Annotated in this window: 19 protein-coding genes; 17 read left to right on the top strand and 2 right to left on the bottom strand. The window is 66.3% G+C overall.

What is annotated here, in order from left to right; genetic code table 11:
- Window positions 1-44 precede the first annotated feature (44 nt).
- From C8J39_RS06530 to C8J39_RS06555, 7 genes are all read left to right on the top strand, one after another.
- Complete coding sequence (locus C8J39_RS06530; protein ID WP_120300437.1) at window positions 45-1706, top strand: electron transfer flavoprotein-ubiquinone oxidoreductase; 1662 nt, start codon at window positions 45-47, stop codon at window positions 1704-1706.
- Window positions 1707-1734: 28 nt separating this feature from the next.
- Window positions 1735-3120, top strand: coding sequence for a tetratricopeptide repeat protein (locus C8J39_RS06535; protein WP_120299812.1), 1386 nt, complete (start codon window positions 1735-1737; stop codon window positions 3118-3120).
- A 324-nt stretch (window positions 3121-3444) separates the two neighbouring features.
- Window positions 3445-4377 carry a 4-(cytidine 5'-diphospho)-2-C-methyl-D-erythritol kinase gene (locus C8J39_RS06540; protein ID WP_120299813.1) on the top strand — a complete coding sequence of 311 codons (933 nt, stop codon included), beginning with the start codon at window positions 3445-3447 and terminating at the stop codon, window positions 4375-4377.
- Window positions 4378-4400: 23 nt separating this feature from the next.
- Entirely contained in the window at window positions 4401-4625 is a 225-nt protein-coding gene (locus C8J39_RS18480) for a hypothetical protein (protein ID WP_132833388.1), read from the top strand.
- Window positions 4626-4975: 350 nt separating this feature from the next.
- The gene (recA, locus tag C8J39_RS06545; protein ID WP_056047175.1) at window positions 4976-6049 is read left to right on the top strand and encodes a recombinase RecA; all 1074 of its coding nucleotides are present in this window, start codon (window positions 4976-4978) and stop codon (window positions 6047-6049) included.
- A 509-nt stretch (window positions 6050-6558) separates the two neighbouring features.
- Window positions 6559-7392 (top strand): trans-aconitate 2-methyltransferase, encoded by an 834-nt coding sequence (locus tag C8J39_RS06550; protein WP_120299814.1) that lies wholly within the window; start codon window positions 6559-6561, stop codon window positions 7390-7392.
- A gap of 19 nt (window positions 7393-7411) precedes the next feature.
- Window positions 7412-8035, top strand: a complete 624-nt coding sequence (locus tag C8J39_RS06555) for a glutathione S-transferase family protein (RefSeq protein ID WP_120299815.1) — start codon at window positions 7412-7414, stop codon at window positions 8033-8035.
- Between the two features lie 265 nt (window positions 8036-8300).
- Here the strand turns inward: C8J39_RS06555 and C8J39_RS06560 are convergent, their stop codons facing one another.
- Window positions 8301-9638 carry a dicarboxylate/amino acid:cation symporter gene (locus tag C8J39_RS06560; protein WP_120299816.1) on the bottom strand — a complete coding sequence of 446 codons (1338 nt, stop codon included), beginning with the start codon at window positions 9636-9638 and terminating at the stop codon, window positions 8301-8303.
- A gap of 71 nt (window positions 9639-9709) precedes the next feature.
- On the opposite strand from C8J39_RS06560, the gene C8J39_RS06565 reads away from it, so the two are divergent.
- The 3 genes from C8J39_RS06565 to C8J39_RS06575 all read left to right on the top strand — a co-directional run bounded on the left by C8J39_RS06565 (window position 9710) and on the right by C8J39_RS06575 (window position 14513).
- Complete coding sequence (locus C8J39_RS06565; protein WP_120299817.1) at window positions 9710-10990, top strand: Xaa-Pro peptidase family protein; 1281 nt, start codon at window positions 9710-9712, stop codon at window positions 10988-10990.
- Window positions 10991-11302: 312 nt separating this feature from the next.
- Complete coding sequence (gene alaS / locus C8J39_RS06570) at window positions 11303-13954, top strand: alanine--tRNA ligase (protein WP_120299818.1); 2652 nt, start codon at window positions 11303-11305, stop codon at window positions 13952-13954.
- A gap of 55 nt (window positions 13955-14009) precedes the next feature.
- Window positions 14010-14513, top strand: a complete 504-nt coding sequence (locus tag C8J39_RS06575; RefSeq protein ID WP_120299819.1) for a hypothetical protein — start codon at window positions 14010-14012, stop codon at window positions 14511-14513.
- Window positions 14514-14522: 9 nt separating this feature from the next.
- Here the strand turns inward: C8J39_RS06575 and C8J39_RS06580 are convergent, their stop codons facing one another.
- A complete protein-coding gene (locus C8J39_RS06580) occupies window positions 14523-16163 on the bottom strand; it encodes a thiamine pyrophosphate-binding protein (RefSeq protein ID WP_120299820.1) in 1641 nt (546 codons plus the stop codon).
- Between the two features lie 91 nt (window positions 16164-16254).
- Here C8J39_RS06580 and C8J39_RS06585 point away from each other — a divergent pair, with 91 nt between their 5' ends.
- The 7 genes from C8J39_RS06585 (at window position 16255) to C8J39_RS06615 (ending at window position 21537) form a co-directional block, all read left to right on the top strand.
- Window positions 16255-17154 carry an SMP-30/gluconolactonase/LRE family protein gene (locus tag C8J39_RS06585; RefSeq protein WP_120299821.1) on the top strand — a complete coding sequence of 300 codons (900 nt, stop codon included), beginning with the start codon at window positions 16255-16257 and terminating at the stop codon, window positions 17152-17154.
- A gap of 209 nt (window positions 17155-17363) precedes the next feature.
- Window positions 17364-18074 carry a CoA transferase subunit A gene (locus C8J39_RS06590; protein ID WP_120299822.1) on the top strand — a complete coding sequence of 237 codons (711 nt, stop codon included), beginning with the start codon at window positions 17364-17366 and terminating at the stop codon, window positions 18072-18074.
- 134 nt (window positions 18075-18208) lie between these two features.
- On the top strand, window positions 18209-19030 hold the full coding sequence (locus C8J39_RS06595; RefSeq protein ID WP_404969318.1) for an HAD family acid phosphatase: 822 nt from the start codon (window positions 18209-18211) through the stop codon (window positions 19028-19030).
- Window positions 19030-19338, top strand: a complete 309-nt coding sequence (locus tag C8J39_RS06600) for a DUF5076 domain-containing protein (RefSeq protein ID WP_056047204.1) — start codon at window positions 19030-19032, stop codon at window positions 19336-19338. The genes C8J39_RS06595 and C8J39_RS06600 overlap by 1 nt, the downstream gene beginning before the upstream one ends.
- Window positions 19338-19973, top strand: a complete 636-nt coding sequence (locus tag C8J39_RS06605; RefSeq protein WP_120299824.1) for a 3-oxoacid CoA-transferase subunit B — start codon at window positions 19338-19340, stop codon at window positions 19971-19973. The genes C8J39_RS06600 and C8J39_RS06605 overlap by 1 nt, the downstream gene beginning before the upstream one ends.
- Entirely contained in the window at window positions 19973-20656 is a 684-nt protein-coding gene (locus C8J39_RS06610; protein ID WP_120299825.1) for a glutathione S-transferase family protein, read from the top strand. The genes C8J39_RS06605 and C8J39_RS06610 overlap by 1 nt, the downstream gene beginning before the upstream one ends.
- On the top strand, window positions 20623-21537 hold the full coding sequence (locus C8J39_RS06615) for an alpha/beta hydrolase (RefSeq protein ID WP_243649758.1): 915 nt from the start codon (window positions 20623-20625) through the stop codon (window positions 21535-21537). The genes C8J39_RS06610 and C8J39_RS06615 overlap by 34 nt, the downstream gene beginning before the upstream one ends.
- Window positions 21538-21656 lie beyond the last annotated feature (119 nt).

Below are 21656 nucleotides of genomic sequence, written 5' to 3' on the forward strand. Positions count from 1 at the left end.
GGCATGAAGCTGAGGCAAGAGGGGACATCCCCCGGGAGACGATGATGACGACACGTGAATCGATGCCGTACGACGTGGTGATCGTCGGCGCTGGCCCGGCCGGTCTCTCGGCAGCGATCCGCTTGAAACAGCTGGCCGCGGAGAAGGACGCCGAGATCAGCGTCTGCGTGCTCGAAAAGGGCTCGGAGGTCGGCGCGCACATCCTGTCCGGCGCGGTCATCGATCCCAAGTCGCTCGACGAGCTGCTGCCGACCTGGCGCGAGGACGGCTGCCCGCTCGCCGAAGTGCCGGTGACCGAGAACCATCACTGGATCCTGACCAAGACGAAGAAGAGCGAGATGCCGCACTTCGTCACGCCCTCGTTCATGCACAACAAGGGCACGTACACCGGCTCGCTCGGCAACCTCTGCCGTTGGCTCGCGGGCAAGGCGGAGGAACTCGGCGTCGAGATCTTCCCAGGCTTCGCCGCGGCAGAAATCTTGTTCAACGACGACGGTTCGGTCAAGGGCGTCGCGACCGGCGACATGGGCGTCGCGCGCGATGGCACGCACAAGGGCGACTACACGCCCGGCCTCGAACTCCACGCCAAATACACCTTCTTCTCCGAAGGGTGCCGCGGTCACCTCACCAAGGAGCTGATCCGCAATTTCGCGCTCGACAAGGACAGCGATCCGCAGGTCTACGGCCTCGGCATCAAGGAACTCTGGGACATCGATCCCGAACTCCACGTCCCCGGCCGCGTCATCCACACACAGGGCTGGCCGCTGTCCGAGACCGACGGCTCGAACGGCGGCGGCTGGATCTATCACCAGGCGAACGGCCAGGTTTCGATCGGCTTCGTGACGTGGCTGAACTACACCAACCCGTATCTCTCGCCGTTCAGCGAGATGCAGCGCTGGAAGACGCATCCCGAGATCGCCGCGCTGCTGAAGGGCGCCAAGCGCGTCAGCTACGGCGCGCGCGCGATCAGCGACGGCGGGCTCCAGTCGATCCCCAAGCTCGTCATGCCCGGCGCCGCGCTCATCGGCGACAGCGCCGGCTTCCTCAACGTGCCGCGGATCAAGGGCACGCATACCGCGATGAAGTCCGGCATGATGGCCGCCGAAGCCGCGGTCGAGGCGATCGTCTCGCAGCGCGGCCATGACGAGCTCGCGGCCTATCCGGAGGCGTTCGAGAAGTCGTGGGTCAAGAAGGAGTTGTCGGTCGTCCGCAACGTCGTGCCGCTGGTCAAGAAGTTCGGCGACCTCGTCGGTTCGGGTCTCGCCGGCATCACGATGTGGGCGGAGCATCTGGGGATCAAAATGCCCTTCACGATGCAACACCATCCCGACAATGAGAGCCTGTGGCGCAAGGACCTCGTCAAGCCGATCGTCTATCCGAAGCCCGACGGTGTCCTGACGTTCGATCGCCTCTCGTCTGTGTTCGTCTCGAACACCAACCACGAGGAGGACCAGCCGGTCCACCTGACGCTCAAGGACGCGAGCGTGCCGATCGCATACAACCTGCCGATGTACGACGAGCCTGCGCAACGCTATTGCCCGGCCGGCGTTTACGAAGTCGTCGGCGAGGACACCGCCGATCCGAAGTTCGTCATTAACGCGCAGAACTGCGTCCACTGCAAGACCTGCGACATCAAGGACCCCACCCAGAACATCAACTGGGTCGTACCCGAGGGCGGCGGAGGCCCCAATTATCCCAACATGTAAGCGTCTGTTTCTCGCACTCGGTCTCGCCGTGGCTGCACCCGCCACGGCGGCCCCGGCTGACCTTTCCGCCTATCTGAAGGCCCGCGCGGCCGACGCTGCCGGCGAGACAGGCCTGGCCGCCGCCAGCTATTCGAAGGTGCTAGCGGCATCGCCCGACGATCCCGTCGTCGCGATCCGCGCCTATCGCGAGGCGCTGGAGGCCGGCGACGTGCCGCTCGCCACCCGCGCCGTCGCGGTGCTGAACAAGGCCGGCGTAGCCCCCGCCGACGCCGCGCTGATCCCGCTCGCCGATGCCGCACGACGGGGCGACGCGAAGGCCGCCAGTGCTGCGATCGCCACGTTGTCGAGCGGCCCCCTCGTGGTCCTCGCACCCTCGCTCTACGCCTGGGTAGCGCATGCGGAAGGTCGCGATCCCGAACCCTCGCTCGCCACCGCTGCGAAGGACCCCGTCGCCAACCGCTTCGCCACCGAGACACGCACACTGATCGCCGCGGCACCGCGCAGGCAACCGCTGTCGATCGGCGTCTCGCGCCTGCTCGTGCGTCTCGCCAGCGACCTCAGCGCAGGCGAACCCTCGCCGCTCTCGATCGCGCTCTCTCAGGCAGCCCTGCGCGCCGACCCCAGCTACGACGCAGCGCGCGTGCTCCTCGCCGACGCGCTCGCCCGCAACAAGCTGGTCGACCGCGCGCTCGTGGTGCTCGACGGCATCGACGCGAAAAGCCCCTCCGCCCCGGCCGCCGCCGCCGAGCGCATCGACATCCTCGCCACCGCCGACCGCAATGGCGAAGCGCTCGCCGCCGCCAAGAACCGCGTCGACCAGAAGGGTTCGGTGCCCGCCGACTGGCAACGCTACGCCGACCTGCTCCTGACCACCGGCAACCCCGCCGAAGCCGCGACCTGGTACCAGCGCATCATCACCGCCGACGGCGAGAAGGGCGGCAGCTGGGGCAACTGGCTGCAATATGGCGGCGCGCTCGACCAGGCCGGCCGCTGGCCCGAAGCGCGTGACGCTTTGGAAAAGGCCGTCGCCCGCGGCCCCGCGCAACCGCTCGCACTCAACTATCTAGGCTTTGCGCAGGTAGAACACGGCGACGACATTCCCGCCTCGATCAAGTTGCTCGAACGCGCCAGCCGGATCGACCCGACCAACGCGTCGATCACCGACTCGCTGGGCTGGGCCTACCACCTCTCCGGCAACACCGCCCGAGCGCTCCCCCTGCTCGAAACCGCGGCGCAGGCCGAACCCACCAACGCCGAAATCGCCGACCACCTCGGCGACGCCTATTGGAGCATCGGCCGAAACTACGAAGCGCGCTACGCCTGGCGCGCCGCCCTGCTGACCGCCGAACCCGCAGACACGGCGCGCATAACCGCCAAGATCGCCAACGGCCTCCCCCCGAAAGCCCGCCGCTAGAACCCCTCTCCCGCTGGGAGAGGGAAGGGCCTCGCAGGCGTAGAAAGGGTGAGGGCAAAGCGAGTTTACGCTGAAGAGGCCGTTTCGCGGCATTAACACTAATTCCGAGCATCCGCGGAAGTGATCGACCGCGTCAGCAACTCGCGAGGTATGCGGCATCCCCCTCCCGTCATCCTGACGAAAGTCAGGATCCAGAGCCAAGGACGGCCAATCGTTACCGTGGATCCTGACTTTCGTCAGGATGACGCGCTTAAACCCGCAGACATCACGCGTATTACGCTAAGCTGCGCTGGAACCCTTCGCCGCCAAATTCCGAGACTTCCAATGCCCGCCATCACCGAACCCGCCCCCGCCAAGATCAACCTGGCGCTCCACGTCCGCCGCCGCCGCCCCGACGGCTACCACGATCTCGAAACGCTCTTCGCCTTCGCCACCGAAGGCGACGTGGTCACGGTAGAACCCGCCCAAACCAACAGCTTCACCATAACCGGCCCCTTCGCCGCAGCACTGCTGCCCGTCGAGAGCATCGCCCCGACCCCCAACACCACCCCGGCGAAGGCCGGGGCCCAATTGGGGACGGCAAATGACGAAGCACCGCGCTCGTTCAGCGCCGCCTCTTGGCATGGCAACCTCGTAACCGCCGCAGCAGACGCCTTCACCACCGCGTTCGCCCCCGAGGCTTACCACGCCATAACCCTGGAAAAGCACCTCCCCATCGCCTCAGGCATAGGCGGAGGCTCAGCCGACGCCGCCGCCACGCTCCGCGCGCTGGCCCGCCTTCACGGCATAGCCCCAACCGACCCCCGCCTCCACGACATCGCCGCAAAGCTCGGCGCAGACGTCCCCGCATGCCTCGCCAACCGCACCACGCTAGGCACCGGCAAAGGCGACACCCTCACCACCCTCGAAGGCCTGTCCGGCACCCCCCTCCTGCTCGTGAACCCAGGCGTCGCGGTCTCCACCGCCGCCGTCTTCAAGACCTGGGACGGCCACGACCGAGGCCCGATCCCCGAAGGCAATCTCCTCGACCGTGCAAAAGCCGGCCGCAACGACCTAGAACCCCCCGCGCTGGCCCTCGCCCCCGTAATCGCCGAAGTCCGCACGCTCCTCGACGCAGCGCAAGGCGTCCTCCTGTCCAGAATGTCTGGCTCCGGCGCCACCTGCTTCGCCCTGTTCGAAACCCCCGAAGCCAGAAACACCGCCGCCACCGCCGCCCAAGCCAAAGGCTGGTGGACGCTCGCAACAAAGCTCGCCTGATCGATAGATAGGCGGCGGCACCTTTGAGACTGGTCGCCGCGTTGCCGCAACCGCCCGTCATCCTGACGAAAGTCAGGATCCAGAGCGGCAAACGAAACCGCCCGTCACAACCAGTTGCCGACACCATCGATGAGTTGATCGCCGCCAAACCCGCGCTCGAACAACCGGAACCGTTCTCGACCAAACTCTGCCCGGCCCATCTCGTCATCCAGACATGTTCGGCACTTATCCCCTTGGAACATGTGTGAGTCTGCAGTCATACGGCACCACGCCCTTCCCTTGTTCTCCCGCGAAGGCGGGAGCCCAGTCTGGATCCCCGCCTTCGCGGGGAGACATATCTTATTTGCGAGAAAGGACAGCAGCCGGCGCGTTCTGGGGCCAGCGCTCCGCATACTCAAAGGTCGACAAGCGCGGACCGGTGGATGCTGAACCAAGCCCCGCATGACGAGGATTGGCAACCACCCACGGCCGTTACCAAATGTCCACCTTTTCCGAAAAACCCATCGTTCCCCACTTGTTCCAAAAGAACAAAGAGAATACATGGTGTTTGACGCGTTGAATGGCACGCGCGCTTGCTTTAGCGATGGGAGCATATTCGATGGCCGCTAATCTGAAAGTGATCGACACCGGCATGGCAACCGCAACCAACGACCGGCAGAAGGCGCTCGACGCCGCGCTCGCGCAGATCGACCGCGCCTTCGGCAAGGGCTCGGCAATGCGCCTGGGCTCCAAGGAAACCATGCAGGTCGAGGTCATCTCGACCGGCTCGCTCGGGCTCGACATCGCGCTTGGCGTCGGCGGCCTGCCGCGCGGCCGCGTGATCGAGATCTACGGTCCGGAGTCGTCAGGCAAGACCACGCTCGCGCTCCACGTGATCGCCGAAGCGCAGAAGGGCGGCGGCACCGCCGCGTTCGTCGATGCCGAGCACGCGCTCGACCCGGTCTACGCCAAGAAGCTCGGCGTCAACATCGACGAACTGATCGTGTCGCAGCCCGACACCGGCGAGCAGGCGCTCGAGATCGTCGACACGCTGGTCCGCTCGAACGCGATCGACGTGCTGGTGGTCGACTCGGTCGCAGCACTCGTGCCGCGTGCCGAAATCGAAGGCGAGATGGGCGACAGCCATGTCGGTCTCCAGGCCCGCCTGATGTCGCAGTCGCTGCGGAAACTGACCGGCTCGATCAGCCGCTCGCGCTGCATGGTGATCTTCATCAACCAGCTCCGCATGAAGATCGGCGTCATGTACGGCAACCCCGAGACGACGACCGGCGGCAACGCGCTGAAGTTCTACGCCTCGGTCCGGCTCGACATCCGCCGCATCGGTGCGATCAAGGCCGGTGAAGAGGTCACGGGCAACCAGACCCGCGTGAAGGTCGTCAAGAACAAGGTCGCCCCGCCGTTCAAGCAGGTCGAGTTCGACATCATGTACGGGCAGGGCGTCTCCAAGCTCGGCGAGATCCTAGATCTCGGCGTGAAGGCGGGCCTGGTCGAAAAGTCCGGCGCGTGGTTCAGCTATGACAGCGTGCGCCTTGGCCAGGGCCGCGAGAACTCGAAGACGTTCCTCAAGGACAACCCCGAAACCGCCGACCGCCTCGAAAAGCAGATCCGCGCACGCACCGACAAGGTCGCCGAAGAAATGATGGCCGGCCCCGAAGAAGGCGACGACGCCTAACCCTACTTTCCCTCTCCCTCAGGGGAGAGGGAGGGACCCATTGCCTTCGCAATGGGAGGGTGAGGGCACGCTGCATGGCTCATGGCTCATGGCTCATGGCTCATGGTGGTCGAGGGTACGCTCGGCCTATGGTTTAGACACATGGTGAACTGACGCCGCGTCCACTCACTCTCAGCACCACCCCGGCGAAGGCCGGGGCCCAGTTGGCATGACCCCGCAAATAAAATCCCGCGCTAAGCCAAGCTCTTTAGCGGCATGGCCCCGCATTCTTAAACGAGTCCATGCCTTGTTCTCCCGCGAAGGCCGGACTCCAGCCTGGATTCCCGCATTCATGGGAAAACAAAGCTGCTGATGTCAGCATGCTCGCCTACATCGGACCGCAAAACACCGCTTCACAAATACCACGCCAGCGTCTGCACTTTGTGCACTTCGGACCCAATGTACCGATTATGTGAGACCCTATAGACCGTCCAATTGTCCCCCCGCCCGAGCATGAAACGGATCACCGAATGACCACCGCCTATGACTGGACCGGCAGAATAGGCGACGTCTGGGCGGAGGAATGGCGTCGAACCGACCGAAGCTTCACCAACCTGACACCGTACCTGAACGCAGCGATCCTGTCCGTCGCCATCCCCCAAACCCGCAAGATCATCGACATAGGCTGCGGCGCTGGAGCAACCTCTCTAGCCACGGCCCAAGCGATCCCGACCGCGCAGATAACCGGCATAGATCTCTCACCCACCCTGATCGAGATCGCCAAACACCGCGCCAAAACCTCATCCAACGCCAGCTTCGAGTGCGCGGACATCACCGCCGCCGCCCCGAACCACGCTCCCATCGACCTCTACGTCTCGCGCCACGGCGTCATGTTCTTCGCTGACCCCGTCGCCGCCTTCACGACATTAGCCGAAGCCGCCGCCCCCGACGCGACGCTCGTCTTCACATGTTTCGCCGACCGCGCCGCCAACCGCTGGGCCACCGAAATCATCACCGCGACCGGCGGCAATGCAGACGCTCCGGCAAGCACCGCACCCGGCCCCTTCGCCTTCGCCGACCCGACTTACGTCGCGAGCATCCTCGAGAAATCCGGCTGGCATGTCGCGTCACCCGAGCGTGTCGAATTCGCCTACCGAGTAGGGGAGGGCGCCGATCCCGTAGCCGACGCCGTCGACTATTTCAGCCGCATTGGCCCGGCAGCATCCGCCATCCGAGACGCTGCCCCCGAGGAACGCGAGCGCCACATCGCGCGTCTCACCCAGGTCTGCGACCGGTACCGAAGCGGCGACACGGTGGAATTCCCCGCCGCCGCTTGGATCTGGACCGCGCGCAAATCGTCCTAATAAAAACAGGGGGTTCAGCATGATCATCGTCCACCACCTCGAAAACTCGCGATCGCAGCGGATCCTGTGGATGCTCGAGGAACTCGGCCTCCCCTACGAGATCAAGCGCTACGAGCGGAACAAGGCAACGATGCTCGCGCCGCCCGAACTCAAGCAGGTCTACCCGCTCGGCAAGTCGCCGGTGATCGAGGATGACGGCCAGGTGGTGGCCGAGACCGGCGCGATCGTCGAATATCTCGTCGACAAGGCGGACGGCAAGCTGGGCGCCCCCGCCAACCGCGCCGACGCGCTGCGCTACCGTTTCTGGCTCCACTATGCGGAAGGCTCGATGATGCCGCCGCTGCTGCTGAAGCTCGTCCTCGCGCGCATCCCGATCCTCGGCAAGGCGGCGACCAAGAAGATCCAGCCGATGATCGACGTCCATCTCGACTATGTCGAATCCGAACTGTCGAAGCGCCCCTGGTTCGCCGGCGCCGAGATGACCGCGGCCGACATCATGATGAGCTTCCCCTTGGAAGCTGCGCGCAATCGCGGCGGCCTCAACGAGTCCCGCCCCGCGACGATTGCATGGCTGGCAAAGGTCCACGCACGGCCCGCGTATCAAGCAGGGCTCAAAAAAGGCGGTCCGTACGCCTACGCCTGAGGCGCTCGATGGGGAGCCTCCGACCAGGGTAGATTACTCCACCGTCTTTAAGACACCTCCCCGGCGAAGGCCGGGGCCCAATTGGAGAGGTCGGAGTAACGAAGCGCACCGTTCGCCAGCCAAGTTTCCCAATTGGACCCCGGCCTCCGCCGGGGAGGTGCTTCTTTAGCGCTCCGCCAACGTAAAAGGGTATCCTCGAGCAATTACCGGTTCAACATTGCCCTCAAACCTCAAACCTCAAACCTCAAACCTCAAACCTCAAACCTCAAACCTGCCCCGGCCCGATCTTCTCATAGCTGTCCACATCCACCTTCGGACCATGCCCGGTAGGCGCATGCGGGAAATCCCGATCGGCCGGCTCACGCTCATCAAGCCCGCCCTCCCACTTCGCAACCACAGTCGCCGCCACCGCATTTCCGATCACGTTCGTCGCCGAGCGCCCCATATCGAGGAAATGATCCACCGCCAGGATCAGCAAAATCCCCGCCTCCGGGATCTTGAACATCGACAGCGTTCCCGCGATCACCACCAGCGATGCGCGAGGCACCCCCGCAATCCCCTTCGACGTCACCATCAACACCAGCAGCATCGCGATCTGCTGTCCGATCGGCATGTGGATGCCGTAGGCCTGCGCGATGAACAGCGACGCGAACGTCATGTACATCATCGACCCGTCGAGGTTGAACGAATAGCCCAGCGGCAGCACGAAGCTCGCGATCCGCGGCGGCACGCCGAACCGGTCGAGCGCCTCCAGCGTCCGAGGATACGCCGCCTCGGACGACGCCGCCGAGAAGGCGAGGATCAGCGGATCGCGAATATACCGCACCAGCAACCGCGTCCGCGGCCCGATCAGCAGGAACGCGATCCCGATCAGCATCGCCCACAGCAGCGCGAGGCCGATATAGAAGGTCAGCATGAAATAGCCGAGCTGGCCGAGGATGGCCGGGCCCCGCTCGGCGAGCGTCGCGGTCACCGCCGCGAACACCGCGAACGGCGCGAACCGCATCACGTAGTTGGTGATCTGGAGCATCACGGCGACCAGCGCCTCGATCGCCTTCACGAGCGGCGCGGCCTTCTCGCCGACCGCGGTGATCGCGACGCCGACGAACACCGAGAACACGACGATCTGCAAAATCTCGTTGCCCGCCATCGCCGCGATCATCGAATCGGGGACGATATGCGTGATGAACTTGGCGAGATCGAACGCCGCGCGGTCGACGCCGCTCGACGCGGTGGCCGGCGGGATCGCGAGTGCCAAGCCGACGCCCGGCTGCAACACGTTGACCAGGATCAGGCCCAGGGTGAGCGACAACAGGCTCGCGCAGATGAACCAGCCAAGGCTCCTTAAACCCACGCGGCCAAGCGCACCGGTGTCACCCATATGCGCGATGCCCACGACCAGAGTCGAGAACACCAAAGGGGCGATGATCATCTTGATCAGCCGCAGGAACAGCGTCGTCACGATCGAGAAATAGCCGGCGATGTCCTTCAGCCGTTCGGCGGACTCGGCCGTGCCGTTGTCGATCGACGCGTTCAGGATCCAGCCGACGACCATACCCGCGACGAGGCCGAACAAGATGTAATAGGTTAGCCGCTTGGCCATTAGTCGCTCCCGAGAAGTGCGGACAGGGAAGGGGATTGCGGCGCCCGGGTCAAGGACCCTATCGTCCGACGATGTCGACCGCACGCCACAAGCCCGCCTTCAGCCCCTCGCGCCGCGACCTGCTGAGCCTCGCCATCGCGGCGCCGTTGCTGTCGACCACCGCGATCCTTCGCGCCGCCGAGCCCGACCTGTCGGCGCTGTCCGACATCACCGGCGCGACCAGGCCGATCGACGCCACCGAACGCGCCGCGAGGCTGGTCCGCGCGCAGTCGCTGATGAAGGCGGCGGGCATCGGCGCGGTCCTGATCGAGCCGGGATCGTCGATGATCTACTTCACCGGCGTCCGCTGGCACACGAGCGAGCGGCTGACGCTGGCGATCCTCCCGGTCGAAGGCGAACCGTGCATCGTCACGCCGTTCTTCGAGGAGCCGTCGGTGCGCGAGACGCTCGCCGTCCCCGCCGAGGTGCGCGTCTGGCAGGAGGACGAGAACCCGCTCGCCGTGGCCGCCGGATTTTTGCGCGACCGGAATCTCGCCACGCGGCCGATCGGCCTGGAGGCGGAGGTGCGCTACTTTGCCTATGCCGGGCTCGCGCGGGTCCTGCCTGACGCCAAGATCGTCTCCGTCGACCCGGTCGTTCGCGCCTGCCGGATGATCAAGACCCCCGCCGAAATCGCGCTGATGCAGGCCGCGACCGAGGTCACGCTCGCCGCGTATCGCTGGACCAAGCCGCGCGTCGAGAGGGGTATGACCGGCCCGGAGATCGGCGCGCTGATGAACGCCGCGACGAAGAAGCTCGGCGGCGCGCCCGAGTTCGCGCTCGCGCTGATCGGCGAGGCGTCCGCCTATCCGCACGGCAGCCGCGAAATCCACCGCGTCGCCGACGGCCAGGTCGTGCTGATGGACTGCGGCTGCACCGTGCAGGGCTATCAATCCGACATCTCGCGCACCTGGGTCCACGGCGCGGCAACCGCCGACCAGCGCAAGACGTGGGATCAGGTCGCCCGTGGGCAACAGATCGCGTTCGCCGCCGCCAGGATCGGCGCACCCGCCGGAAGCATCGACGACGCGGTCCGACGGCATTACGAGACGCTCGGCTACGGGCCGGGGTACAAGCTCCCCGGCCTGTCGCATCGCACCGGCCACGGCATCGGCATGGACGGCCACGAACCCGTCAACCTCGTCCGCGGCGAGACGACCAGGCTGGCGGCGGGGATGTGCTTCTCGGACGAGCCGGGCATCTACATTCCCGGGAGGTACGGGGTGCGGATTGAGGATTGCTTCCACATGACCGATGCGGGCCCGAAATGGTTCAGCGAGCCGCCCAAGTCGATCGACGCGCCGTTGGGGTAAGGGACGCCCAAGGACCGCCACCCCCTCCACCAACACCACCACCCCGGCGAAGGCCGGGGCCCAATTGGGGGGCGGCGATAACGAAGCGCTGCTTTCGGTTATTTCCCCCTCTCCAATTGGGCCCCGGCCTTCGCCGGGGTGGTGTTGCTCTTGCCGAATTGCAGCACTCCCTTGTTCTCCCGCGAAGGCGGGAGCCCAGTCTGGGTCCCCGCCTTCGCGGGGAAACATGCTATCTTCGTTTCAATCGGATACGTCCGCACCTCCTCACACACCCGACTTGAGCGAACCGCCCCGCTCGCCTAAGTCCCCGGCATGACATCGACGAACGACATCCGCCGCGGCTTCCTCGACTATTTCGGTTCGCAGGGGCACCAGATCGTGCCCTCCGCGCCGCTGGTACCGCAGAACGACCCGACGCTGATGTTCGTCAACGCCGGGATGGTGCCGTTCAAGAACGTCTTCACCGGCCTCGAATCGCGCCCCTACACCACCGCGACCTCGTCGCAGAAATGCGTCCGCGCCGGCGGCAAGCACAACGATCTCGACAATGTCGGCTACACCGCGCGCCATCACACTTTCTTCGAAATGCTCGGCAATTTCTCGTTCGGCGATTATTTCAAGGAACAGGCGATCGTCCACGCCTGGACGTTGCTCACGCGCGAATGGGGCCTGTCGCCGGACAAACTGACCGCCACCGTCTACCACACCGACGACGAGGCGTTCGATCTCTGGAAGAAGGTCGCCGGCCTCCCCGATCACCGCATCATCCGCATCCCGACCAAGGATAATTTCTGGTCGATGGGCGACAACGGGCCGTGCGGTCCATGCTCCGAAATCTTCTACGACCACGGCGACCACATCTTCGGCGGCCCTCCCGGCAGCCCCGACGAGGATGGCGATCGTTTCGTCGAGATCTGGAACCTCGTGTTCATGCAATACGAGCAGGAGAACGCCGAGATCGTCGGCAACCTGCCCAAGCCCTCGATCGACACCGGCATGGGGCTCGAGCGCATCGCCGCGGTCATGCAGGGCGTCACCGACAATTACGACACCGACACGTTCAAGGCGCTGATCGCAGCCTCGGGCGCGCTGACGCACACCGCGACCGACGGCGCCAACACCGCCAGCCACCGCGTGATCGCCGATCACCTGCGCACGGCCGGCTTCCTGATTGCGGACGGCGTGCTTCCCGCCAGCGAAGGCCGCGGCTACGTCCTGCGCCGTATCATGCGGCGCGCGATGCGCCACGCGCACATCCTCGGCGCGAAGCAGCCGCTGATGCACCGGCTGGTCCCCGCGCTCGTCACCGAGATGGGCGCCGCCTATCCCGAACTGTCGCGCGCCCGTCCGCTGATCGAGGCGACACTCCAGCAGGAGGAAACGCGCTTTCGGCAGACGCTCGACAAGGGGTTGAAGCTGCTCGACGAGGCAACCACGGGCATGACCGACGGCACGCTGGCCGGCGACGTCGCGTTCAAGCTCTACGACACCTACGGCTTCCCGTACGACCTGACCGAGGACGCACTGCGCGAACGCAACATCGCGGTCGACCGCGCAGGCTTCGACACCGCGATGGCCGAGCAGAAGCGCGCCGCCCGCGCCGCCTGGAAGGGCTCGGGCGCGAAGGCTTCGGACGACATCTGGTTCGACATCGTCGAGCAGACCGGCGGCACCGAGTTCCTCGGTTACGCGTCCGACACCGGCGAGGGCGAGGTCGTCGCGCTGGTCAAGGACGGCGCGCGCGTCGACCACGCGACCACCGGCGATACGGTCGCGATCGTCGTCAACCAGACGCCCTTCTATGGCGAGAGCGGCGGACAGGTCGGCGATGCCGGCCACATCTCGAACGACAGCGGTCTGCGCGCGAACGTCACCGAGACCTCGAAGCAGCTCGGCCGCGTGTTCGTCCATCACGCGATCGTCGACGCTGGCGAGATCAAGGTCGGCGACCCGGTCAAGCTCCAGATCGACGTCGCCCGCCGCGCACAGATTCGCGCCAACCACTCCGCGACGCACCTCCTGCACGAGGCCCTCCGCGAACGCCTCGGCACGCACGTCGCGCAGAAGGGGAGTCTCGTCGCGCCCGATCGGCTGCGCTTCGATTTCTCGCAGCCGGTCGCGATGACCCCCGCCGATATCGCGCGGGTCGAGGCCGACGTGAACGCGCAGGTCCGCGGCAACGGCGCGGTGACGACGCTGCTGATGACCCCCGACGACGCGATCGCGATGGGTGCGATGGCGCTTTTCGGTGAGAAATACGGCGACGAAGTCCGCGTCGTGTCGATGGGATCGACCAACGAGGGGACATATTCGATCGAGCTGTGCGGCGGCACGCACGTCAACGCGCTCGGCGACATCGGCCTGTTCAAGGTTGTCGGCGAAGGTGCGGTCTCCAGCGGCATCCGCCGTGTCGAAGCGCTGACCGGCGAAGCGGCGCGCGCATACCTGACCGGGCGTGACGACCGCCTGCGCGAGGCGGCAGCGGTGCTGAAGTCGACCCCCGACGAGGTCCCGGCGCGCGTCGCATCGCTGCTCGAAGACCGCCGCCGCCTCGAACGCGAACTCGCCGATGCGAAGAAGGCGCTGGCGCTCGGCGGCGGTGGCTCGGGCGAAGCGGCTGGCCCCGAACAGGTCGGCGGCGTCGCGTTCATCGGCCAGGTGCTCAACGACTTCGAAGCCAAGGGCCTGCGCGGCGCGGTCGACGAAGCGAAGCAGCGGCTCGGGTCGGGAATCGCGGTGATGGTCGCGATCAACGACGGCCGTGCCTCGGTCGCGGTCGGCGTGACGGCGGACCTGGTCGCCAGCCACAACGCAGTCGACCTGCTCAAGATCGCGGTGGCCACGCTAGGCGGGCAGGGCGGCGGCGGCCGTCCCGACATGGCGCAGGGCGGTGGTCCCGATGGCGACAAGGCTGCGGAAGCGGTCGCTGCGGTTCGCGCCGCGCTCGAGGCCGTTAACGCATAATCCTGTCGTTGCGCTAACGGTCCGTGCGTAGGGCGGTGCCTTCCAGGAGAGTATCATGATCATCACGACTCTGATCCAGACGGTGTCTGCCATGTTCCCCACGGCGCCTCCGGCACCACCTGCGCCGCCTGCACCGCCGATGATGATGCAGCGCGGATTCGGCGGCGCGATGGTGGCGGAACGCTACGTCGTCGATGTCGACGTTCGCGCAGACGGTGCGGTCGTCTGGACGGGATCGCTCCGGGTCGCATCGAATGCGGCAGCAAGCTTCCGCCGCGATCAGACCGAAGCAGAGGAGAGTGATTGCGGCGTCCGGGCGGGATATCGCAGCGGCGTACAGACAGGCTTCTCGCTGCAATTGCGACCGACCAGGTTCGACGAAGCGGATAGCGGCGTCGCCGTCACGTTGCGCTGGACCCGCCCTGGAACCGGGCAATGTCCGGTGCAGGCCAGCACACGAACGGTTGAAATGAACGATGCGGTCAGATTGAAGGCCGGCGAGACGGTGACGATGAAGGGGGACGGCGGGCTGGTCGTCAAACTTCACCGCCGACCGTGACGGGCAGGGTCAGCCCCGAACCTTTGCCAGCGTCGTCCCGGCGGTGATCGCCTCGATATCCGTCACAACATGCAGCAAACGCACCCCAGACCGCGCCATCGCCCGGTCGAGCGCCGCTGCGAAATCTTCGGTCCGCTCGACGGTTTCCGCCCAGCACCCATAAGCCCGCCCCAGCGCGGCGAAATCCGGATTGCGTAGCGTCGTCCCAGACACCCGCCCCGGATATTCCCGCTCCTGATGCATGCGGATGGTGCCGTAGCCGCCATTATCCACGACGATCACCAGAATGTCCGCGCCGTGTGCGACCGCGGTTGCCAGTTCCTGGCCGTTCATCAGGAAGCAGCCGTCGCCTGCCAGGGCGACGACGGTCCGCTCCGGATGACGTAACGACGCCGCGACTGCGGCTGGCACGCCGTACCCCATTGCTCCAGCCGTCGGCGCTAGCTGCGTGCCCGGTCCGGCGTACGCCCAGTACCGATGCCACCACCCCGAGTAATTTCCTGCGCCGTTGCAGATGATCGCATCTGCCGGCAGTCGCTCGCGCATCGCTGCCACGCAAGGTCCCAGGTCCATCACGAGATCGCGAGGCGCGGGTGTCGACCACGCGAGCCAATCCGCATGCGCCTCCGACCCGGCGGTCCGCGGCGGCAGGTCAACCGCCAGCAACGCTTCGGCAAACTCCTCCATCCCCGCACACACCGCCACATCCGCGCGGTACGCCCGGTGCAACTCATCCGGATCGGGGTGGACGTGGATCAGCCGCTGCCCCGGATGATCGGGCGTGATCAGCGCATAGCCATCGGTCGTCGCCTCCCCCAGCCGAGGCCCGACCATAAGCAACAGATCCGCTGCCTTCACCCGCTCGACCAGCTTCGGATTGGGCCCGTACCCCAGGTTCCCCGCCCACACCGGGCAGTCGTTCGGAATAGCATCCTGCCGCCGAAATGCCGCCGCCACGGGAATGCCGTTACGATCCGCCCAAGTCGAGAACGCCCCTGACGCCGCCACATCCCAGCCAGCACCGCCGACGATCGCCACCGGCCGTTCGGCGGTGGTCAGCAGATCGGCGAGCAGGTCCATCGTATCGGCGTCACAGCCTTGCGCCACCCGCTCGACCCGCGGCCGATCGACCGCGTCGACCACGTCGAGCAGCATGTCCTCTGGCAACGCCAATACGACCGGCCCAGGCCGCCCCGACATCGCCGTCGCATAGGCCCGCGCAACATATTCCGGGATCCGCCGCGCATCGTCGATCCGCGCCGCCCACTTGGCGATGGGTGCGAACATCGCCTGGAAATCGATTTCCTGGAACGCCTCGCGGTCGCGCGTGCCGCGGTCGATATCGCCGACGAAGAGGATCATCGGCTGCGAATCCTGCATCGCCACGTGCACGCCGATCGACGCATTGGTCGCGCCCGGCCCGCGAGTCACGAACGCCACCCCCGGCCGATGCGTCAGCGTCCCGTCCGCGCATGCCATGAACCCGACGCCGCCCTCCTGCCGGCACACGACGAGGTCGATCGCCGGCGTATCGTGCAGCGCGTCGAGCACGGCGAGGAAGCTCTCCCCCGGCACGGTGAAGATCCGGTCGCAGCCCTGTGCGACGAGTTGGTCGACCAGGATACGGCCGCCGGTGCGTGGTGTAATCATTGGCGCATCCTGCCTTCCGTTGCCCCCGAAGTCGAGAAACGGTTACGCTTGCGCCGAAGCCGGGACCAACCCGACTCGCCCGGAGAGGATCATGAACGAATTCACCACCGTCGCCAGTGGCTTGCGCTTCCCCGAGGGTCCCGTCGCGATGCCCGACGGCAGCGTCATCCTCGTCGAGATCGAGGCAGGCCGCATCACCCGCATCGCCTCTGACGGTACGAAAACGACGGTTGCTAAGCCCGGGGGCGGCCCCAACGGCCTCGCGATCGGCCCGGACGGCAAGCTCTATTGCTGCAACAATGGCGGCTTCGCATGGCGCGAGGCGAACGGCTTCCTCACCCCGCACGGTCAGCCGGACGACTATTCCGGCGGCCGGATCGAGCGGATCGACATCGCCACCGGCGCGGTCGAGATCCTCTACAAGGACGGCGATTTCGGCTGCTCGCTGCGAGGACCCAACGACATCGTCTTCGATTCGCACGGCGGCTTCTGGTTCACCGACCACGGCAAATCGCGCGACCGAGAACGCGACATCACCGGCATCTTCTACGCGAAAGCCGACGGCAGCCATCTGGAAGAAGTGATCTTCCCAAGTGAAAACCCCAACGGCATCGGCCTCTCGCCGGACGGCACGCGGCTCTACGCGGCGGAGACGTTCACCTGCCGCCTGATGGCGTTCGACATCGTCGCCCCCGGCAAGGTCGCCAGCGCGTCGGGCACGCCGCTGTACCGCCCCGCCGGCTACAAGTTCTTCGATTCGCTCGGAGTCGAGGCGTGTGGCAATATCTGCGTCGCGACGATCGGCGAATGCGGGATCAGCGTGATCTCGCCGGCGGGCGATCCGGTCGAGTTCGTCGCGACCGACGACGTGTTCACGACCAACATCTGCTGGGGCGGCGCGGACGGCATGGACGCGTACATCACCTGCTCGGGCAGCGGCCGGCTGGTGAAGACGCGCTGGAAGCGGCCCGGGTTGAAGCTGGCGTATTGAACCTACCGTATCCTCCCCCGCCAGGGGGAGGTGGCTGGCACTTGCCAGACGGAGGGGGAGGCACACGAAACCTCTGTTCCGTATCCTCCCCCTCCGTCACCTTCGGCGCCACCTCCCCCTGGCGGGGGAGGATCGTAAGATGTCGCCCGACGTACGTTGCCGACCGAGCATCGTCGCCTTATGCGAGACGAAAGACCATAGGAGGATGCATGGCGAACAAGCGCTACACCGATGCGGCAACGGCACTCGAAGGCGTGCTGTTCGACGGCATGACGATCTGCGCGGGCGGGTTCGGGCTGTGCGGTATCCCCGAGCGGCTGATCGACGCGATCGAGGCGTCCGGGGTGAAGGACCTGACGATCGCCAGCAACAATGCCGGGATCGACGGGCAGGGCCTCGGCAAGCTGCTCCGTTCGCGCCAGGTCAAGAAGATGATCTCGTCCTATGTCGGCGAGAACAAGGAATTCGAGCGGCAATATCTCAGCGGCGAACTCGAGGTCGAGTTCTGTCCGCAGGGCACGCTCGCCGAACGCTGCCGGGCAGGGGGGGCGGGCATCCCCGGCTTCTACACCAAGACCGGCGTCGGCACGCAGGTCGCCGAGGGCAAGGAGACGAAGGTCTTCGACGGCCAGGAATACATCCTCGAACGCGGCATCCGCGCTGATCTGGCGATCATCAAGGGCTGGAAGGCGGACGAAAGCGGCAACCTCATCTTCCGCAAGACCGCGCGCAACTTCAACCAGCCGATGGCGACCGCGGGGAAGATCTGCGTCGCCGAGGTCGAGGAGATCGTCCCCGTCGGCAGCCTCGATCCCGACACGATCCACCTGCCGGGCATCTACGTGAAGCGGATGATCGTCGGCGCGCCCTACAACAAGCAGATCGAGTTCCGCACCGTCCGCGAGCGGGTTTCCGCGTGAAGCGAGGCCTGATGGTGGATCGGAAGCGCTCCCCGCTCTCCTGCGAACGCAGGAGCCCAGGGTCACGAGCGCTGCGGGCGGTATCCTGGGCCCCTGCGTTCGCAGGGGCACTCGCGCTGCAGGGATGCGTAAGCGTGTCCGCGCCGACCTCGATCGCAGCCACGCCCACTGTCTCCACACCCGTTACCGTCGATGGCGTCCCCGCCGGCATGCAGTATCTCTACGCCTCGGGCGAAGCCGCGGCGGTCAGCGTCCAGGCCTGGAACACGCTCGTCGGCTACGTCCGCACACAACGCACGCCGACCTCCGTTGTCCTCGCCCAAGGCGCTTCGCTAGCCGCACCCACCTGGACCACCTGCGGCACCAAGCCGAAGGCCGCGGTCTTCGACGTCGACGAAACCGTGCTTCTCAACCTCGGCTTCGAATACGACGCGTCCTCTGGCCAACCCTGGTCCGACCCGCGCTGGCAGGACTGGGAGCGCACCGGCGTCAAGCAAGTCGCCCCCGTCCCCGGCGCGCCTGCCGCGCTCGCCCAACTCCGCGCGATGGGCGTCACGGTGATCTTCAACACCAACCGCTCCGCCGCCAACGCCGCACAGACTGAAGCCACGATCGAAGCCGCCGGCCTTGGCCCCGCCCGCCACGGCGAGACGCTGTTCCTCGCCGGCGACGACGCGCTCGGCTCGAAGAAGGACGGCCGCCGCGCGACGATCGCGGCGCGGTACTGCGTCGTCGCGATGGGTGGCGACCAGCTCGGCGACTTCAGCGACCTGTTCAACGCCGGCCAGACCCCCGCCGCCCGTCGCGCAACAGTCCAGTCGCCCGCGATCGCGGCCAGATGGGGGGCAGGGTGGTTCGTCCTCCCCAACCCCGTCTACGGCACCGCGCTCAAGGGCAATCGCGACGAGGTATTCCCGCCAGCAGTCCGCTGGGCCCCGACTGGAGGCGTACGCTAATGGCCGATCATCCCAACGCGATCGCGCTCGACAAGGGTGCGCAACTCACCAGCGAATCGGTCGAGGTCGCGCGCATCTGGATCACCAACGGCGCCGGCAGCAACGTGCTGATCGACGCGGGCATCCTCGAGGATCCGACCGTGTTCGGCTACCTCCTCGCCGACACGATCCGCCACGCTGCGCGCGCCTATGCGGGCACCTGGGGCCTCGACGAGGACGCTGCGTTGCAGGCGATCGTCGACGGCGTCGGCACCGAGCTCCGCGAACAATTCACGACCATCACCACCATCCAGGAAGGAATGCACTGATGCCCTGGGACCGTAACCAGATGGCCGCGCGTGCGGCGCAGGAACTGAAGGACGGCTATTACGTCAATCTCGGCATCGGCATCCCGACGCTGGTCGCGAACAACATCCCCGAGGGGATGACCGTCACGCTCCAGTCGGAGAACGGCATGCTCGGGATCGGCCCGTTTCCGTACGCGGGCGAGGAGGACGCAGACCTGATCAACGCGGGCAAGCAGACGATCAGCGAACTGCCCTCGTCGGTGTATTTCAGCTCGTCGGACAGTTTCGCGATGATCCGCGGCGGGCATATCGACCTCACGGTGCTGGGCGCGATGGAGGTCAGCGAAGGCGGCGACATCGCCAACTGGATGATCCCCGGCAAGATGATCAAGGGCATGGGCGGCGCAATGGATCTCGTCGCGGGCGTCAAGCAGATCATCGTCGTGATGGATCACACCGCCAAGGACGGAAGCCCCAAGTTCATCCCGTCGTGCACGCTGCCGCTCACCGGCAAGAACGTCGTCGACATGATCGTCACCGATCTGGCGGTGTTCCAGCGCCCCGATCACGACAGCCCGTTCAAGCTCGTTGAGATGGCGCCGGGCGTCACCGCGGACGAGATCGCCGCGAAGACCACTGCGCGCTACACCGCCTGATGGGTTACACGCTCGTCACCGCGAACCGGAATTATTCGAGCTGGTCGCTGCGGCCCTGGGCCTTGATGAAGGCGCTCGGCATTGCGTTCGAGGATCGGATCGAGCCGTTCCTTGCGCCGGTGAATTACGAGGCGTTCCGCGCCTTCTCGCCGACCGGGCAGGTGCCGGTGCTGATCGATGGCGCGCGAACCGTGTGGGACTCGCTCGGCATCATCCTCTACCTCGCCGAGCGTCACGACGGCGTGTGGCCGGTCGGCGAGGAGGCGCGCGCGTGGGCGATCTGCGCGACCGCCGAAATGCATGGCGGGTTCTCCGCGCTCCGCAACGAGCGCACGATGAACGTCGGCGTCCGTGTGAATGCCGCCCCCGGCAGCGACGCACTCGACCGCGACGTCGCACGGATCGCCGAACTCTGGACCGAGGGACTAGACCGGTTCGGCGGCCCCTGGCTCGCCGGCGCTGAGTTCACTGCCGTCGATGCCTTCTATGCGCCGGTCGCGTTCCGCGTCCGGACCTACGGGATCGACGTCGGCCCGACAGGTCTCGCCTGGGTCGAGCGGATCATCGCTCACCCGGCGATGCGCGAATGGGAAGCGACCGCGCTCGCCGAGACATGGCGCGAGGAAAGCCACGAGGCCGACCTCGCAACATGCGGATCGATCACCGCGGACTTCCGCCACTGATGCGCCGCGCCGCGATCGTCATAGCGCTGATCGTCATCCTGATCGCAGGCACGGCGTTCACCGCAGGCCCCGGCACGCTCAGCGTCCTCGACGGCATCATGGGCGGCGGTCGCGGCACAGCGCGCATCCGCGAAGGCGTCCCGTTCGGCACGCACGGCCAGAAGCTCGACGTCTGGCGCCCGTCCGGCGGTGCCAAGACCGGCCTGCCAGTGCTGATCTTCTGGTACGGCGGCGGCTGGGTCCACGGCACGCGCGGCGCCTACGCGTTCGCCGCGCGCGCCTATGCGAAGGCAGGCTACGTCGTCGTCATGCCCGACTACCGGAAAGTCCCCGACGTCCGCTTCCCCGCCTTCCTCCAGGACGGCGCCGAAGCGGTGGAATGGACCCGCGACCATATCGCGGAGGCGGGCGGCGACCCGAACCGGATCGCCGTCGCCGGCCATTCCGCGGGCGCCTACACCGTCGCGATGCTGACGCTCGACGAGCGCTGGCTGAAGGTTGAAGGCGTCGACCCGCACATCATCAAGGCCGCGGTCGGCCTGTGCGGCCCGTATGATTTCTATCCCTTCACCGCCCAGCGCGCGATCGACGCGATGCAGGGCGCCGCCGACCCGGTGATGACCCAGCCGATCCACTTCGCGCGGCCGGACGCCCCGCCGATGCTGCTGATCACCGCCGGCGACGACACGCAGGTCAAGCCGCACAACGCGATCAACCTCACCGCGCGGTTGAAGGCGCTCGGGGCGCCGGTGACGCACATCGATTACCCCGGTTTGAGCCACGAGAACGTCGCGATGGCACTCTCGAAACCGTTCCGCGGCAAGGCCCCGGTGCTGGCCGACAGCGTCGCATTCCTGAACAAGGCGATGCCCGCGCGGTAATCCATCTTGTTTCCCCGCGAAGGCGGGGACCCGGTCTGGGCTCCCGCCTTCGTGGGAGAGCAAACTTCCTCTGAGCGTGACCCCGGCTCATCGCAACGACCGAAAATTACATACAACCT

This window comes from Sphingomonas sp. PP-CC-1A-547 (genome assembly GCF_003610375.1).
Lineage (GTDB): Bacteria > Pseudomonadota > Alphaproteobacteria > Sphingomonadales > Sphingomonadaceae > Sphingomonas.

Coding starts and splice junctions, on each gene's coding strand:
- C8J39_RS06555 (WP_120299815.1), top strand. CDS start 7,412: ATGATCATCGTCCACCACCTCGAAAACTCGCGATCGCAGCGGATCCTG.
- C8J39_RS06560 (WP_120299816.1), bottom strand. CDS start 9,638: ATGGCCAAGCGGCTAACCTATTACATCTTGTTCGGCCTCGTCGCGGGT.
- recA (WP_056047175.1), top strand. CDS start 4,976: ATGGCCGCTAATCTGAAAGTGATCGACACCGGCATGGCAACCGCAACC.
- C8J39_RS06590 (WP_120299822.1), top strand. CDS start 17,364: ATGGCGAACAAGCGCTACACCGATGCGGCAACGGCACTCGAAGGCGTG.
- C8J39_RS06585 (WP_120299821.1), top strand. CDS start 16,255: ATGAACGAATTCACCACCGTCGCCAGTGGCTTGCGCTTCCCCGAGGGT.
- C8J39_RS06615 (WP_243649758.1), top strand. CDS start 20,623: ATGCGGATCGATCACCGCGGACTTCCGCCACTGATGCGCCGCGCCGCG.
- C8J39_RS06530 (WP_120300437.1), top strand. CDS start 45: ATGACGACACGTGAATCGATGCCGTACGACGTGGTGATCGTCGGCGCT.
- C8J39_RS06610 (WP_120299825.1), top strand. CDS start 19,973: ATGGGTTACACGCTCGTCACCGCGAACCGGAATTATTCGAGCTGGTCG.
- C8J39_RS06540 (WP_120299813.1), top strand. CDS start 3,445: ATGCCCGCCATCACCGAACCCGCCCCCGCCAAGATCAACCTGGCGCTC.
- C8J39_RS06600 (WP_056047204.1), top strand. CDS start 19,030: ATGGCCGATCATCCCAACGCGATCGCGCTCGACAAGGGTGCGCAACTC.
- C8J39_RS06565 (WP_120299817.1), top strand. CDS start 9,710: ATGTCGACCGCACGCCACAAGCCCGCCTTCAGCCCCTCGCGCCGCGAC.
- C8J39_RS06550 (WP_120299814.1), top strand. CDS start 6,559: ATGACCACCGCCTATGACTGGACCGGCAGAATAGGCGACGTCTGGGCG.
- C8J39_RS06605 (WP_120299824.1), top strand. CDS start 19,338: ATGCCCTGGGACCGTAACCAGATGGCCGCGCGTGCGGCGCAGGAACTG.
- C8J39_RS06575 (WP_120299819.1), top strand. CDS start 14,010: ATGATCATCACGACTCTGATCCAGACGGTGTCTGCCATGTTCCCCACG.
- alaS (WP_120299818.1), top strand. CDS start 11,303: ATGACATCGACGAACGACATCCGCCGCGGCTTCCTCGACTATTTCGGT.
- C8J39_RS06580 (WP_120299820.1), bottom strand. CDS start 16,163: ATGATTACACCACGCACCGGCGGCCGTATCCTGGTCGACCAACTCGTC.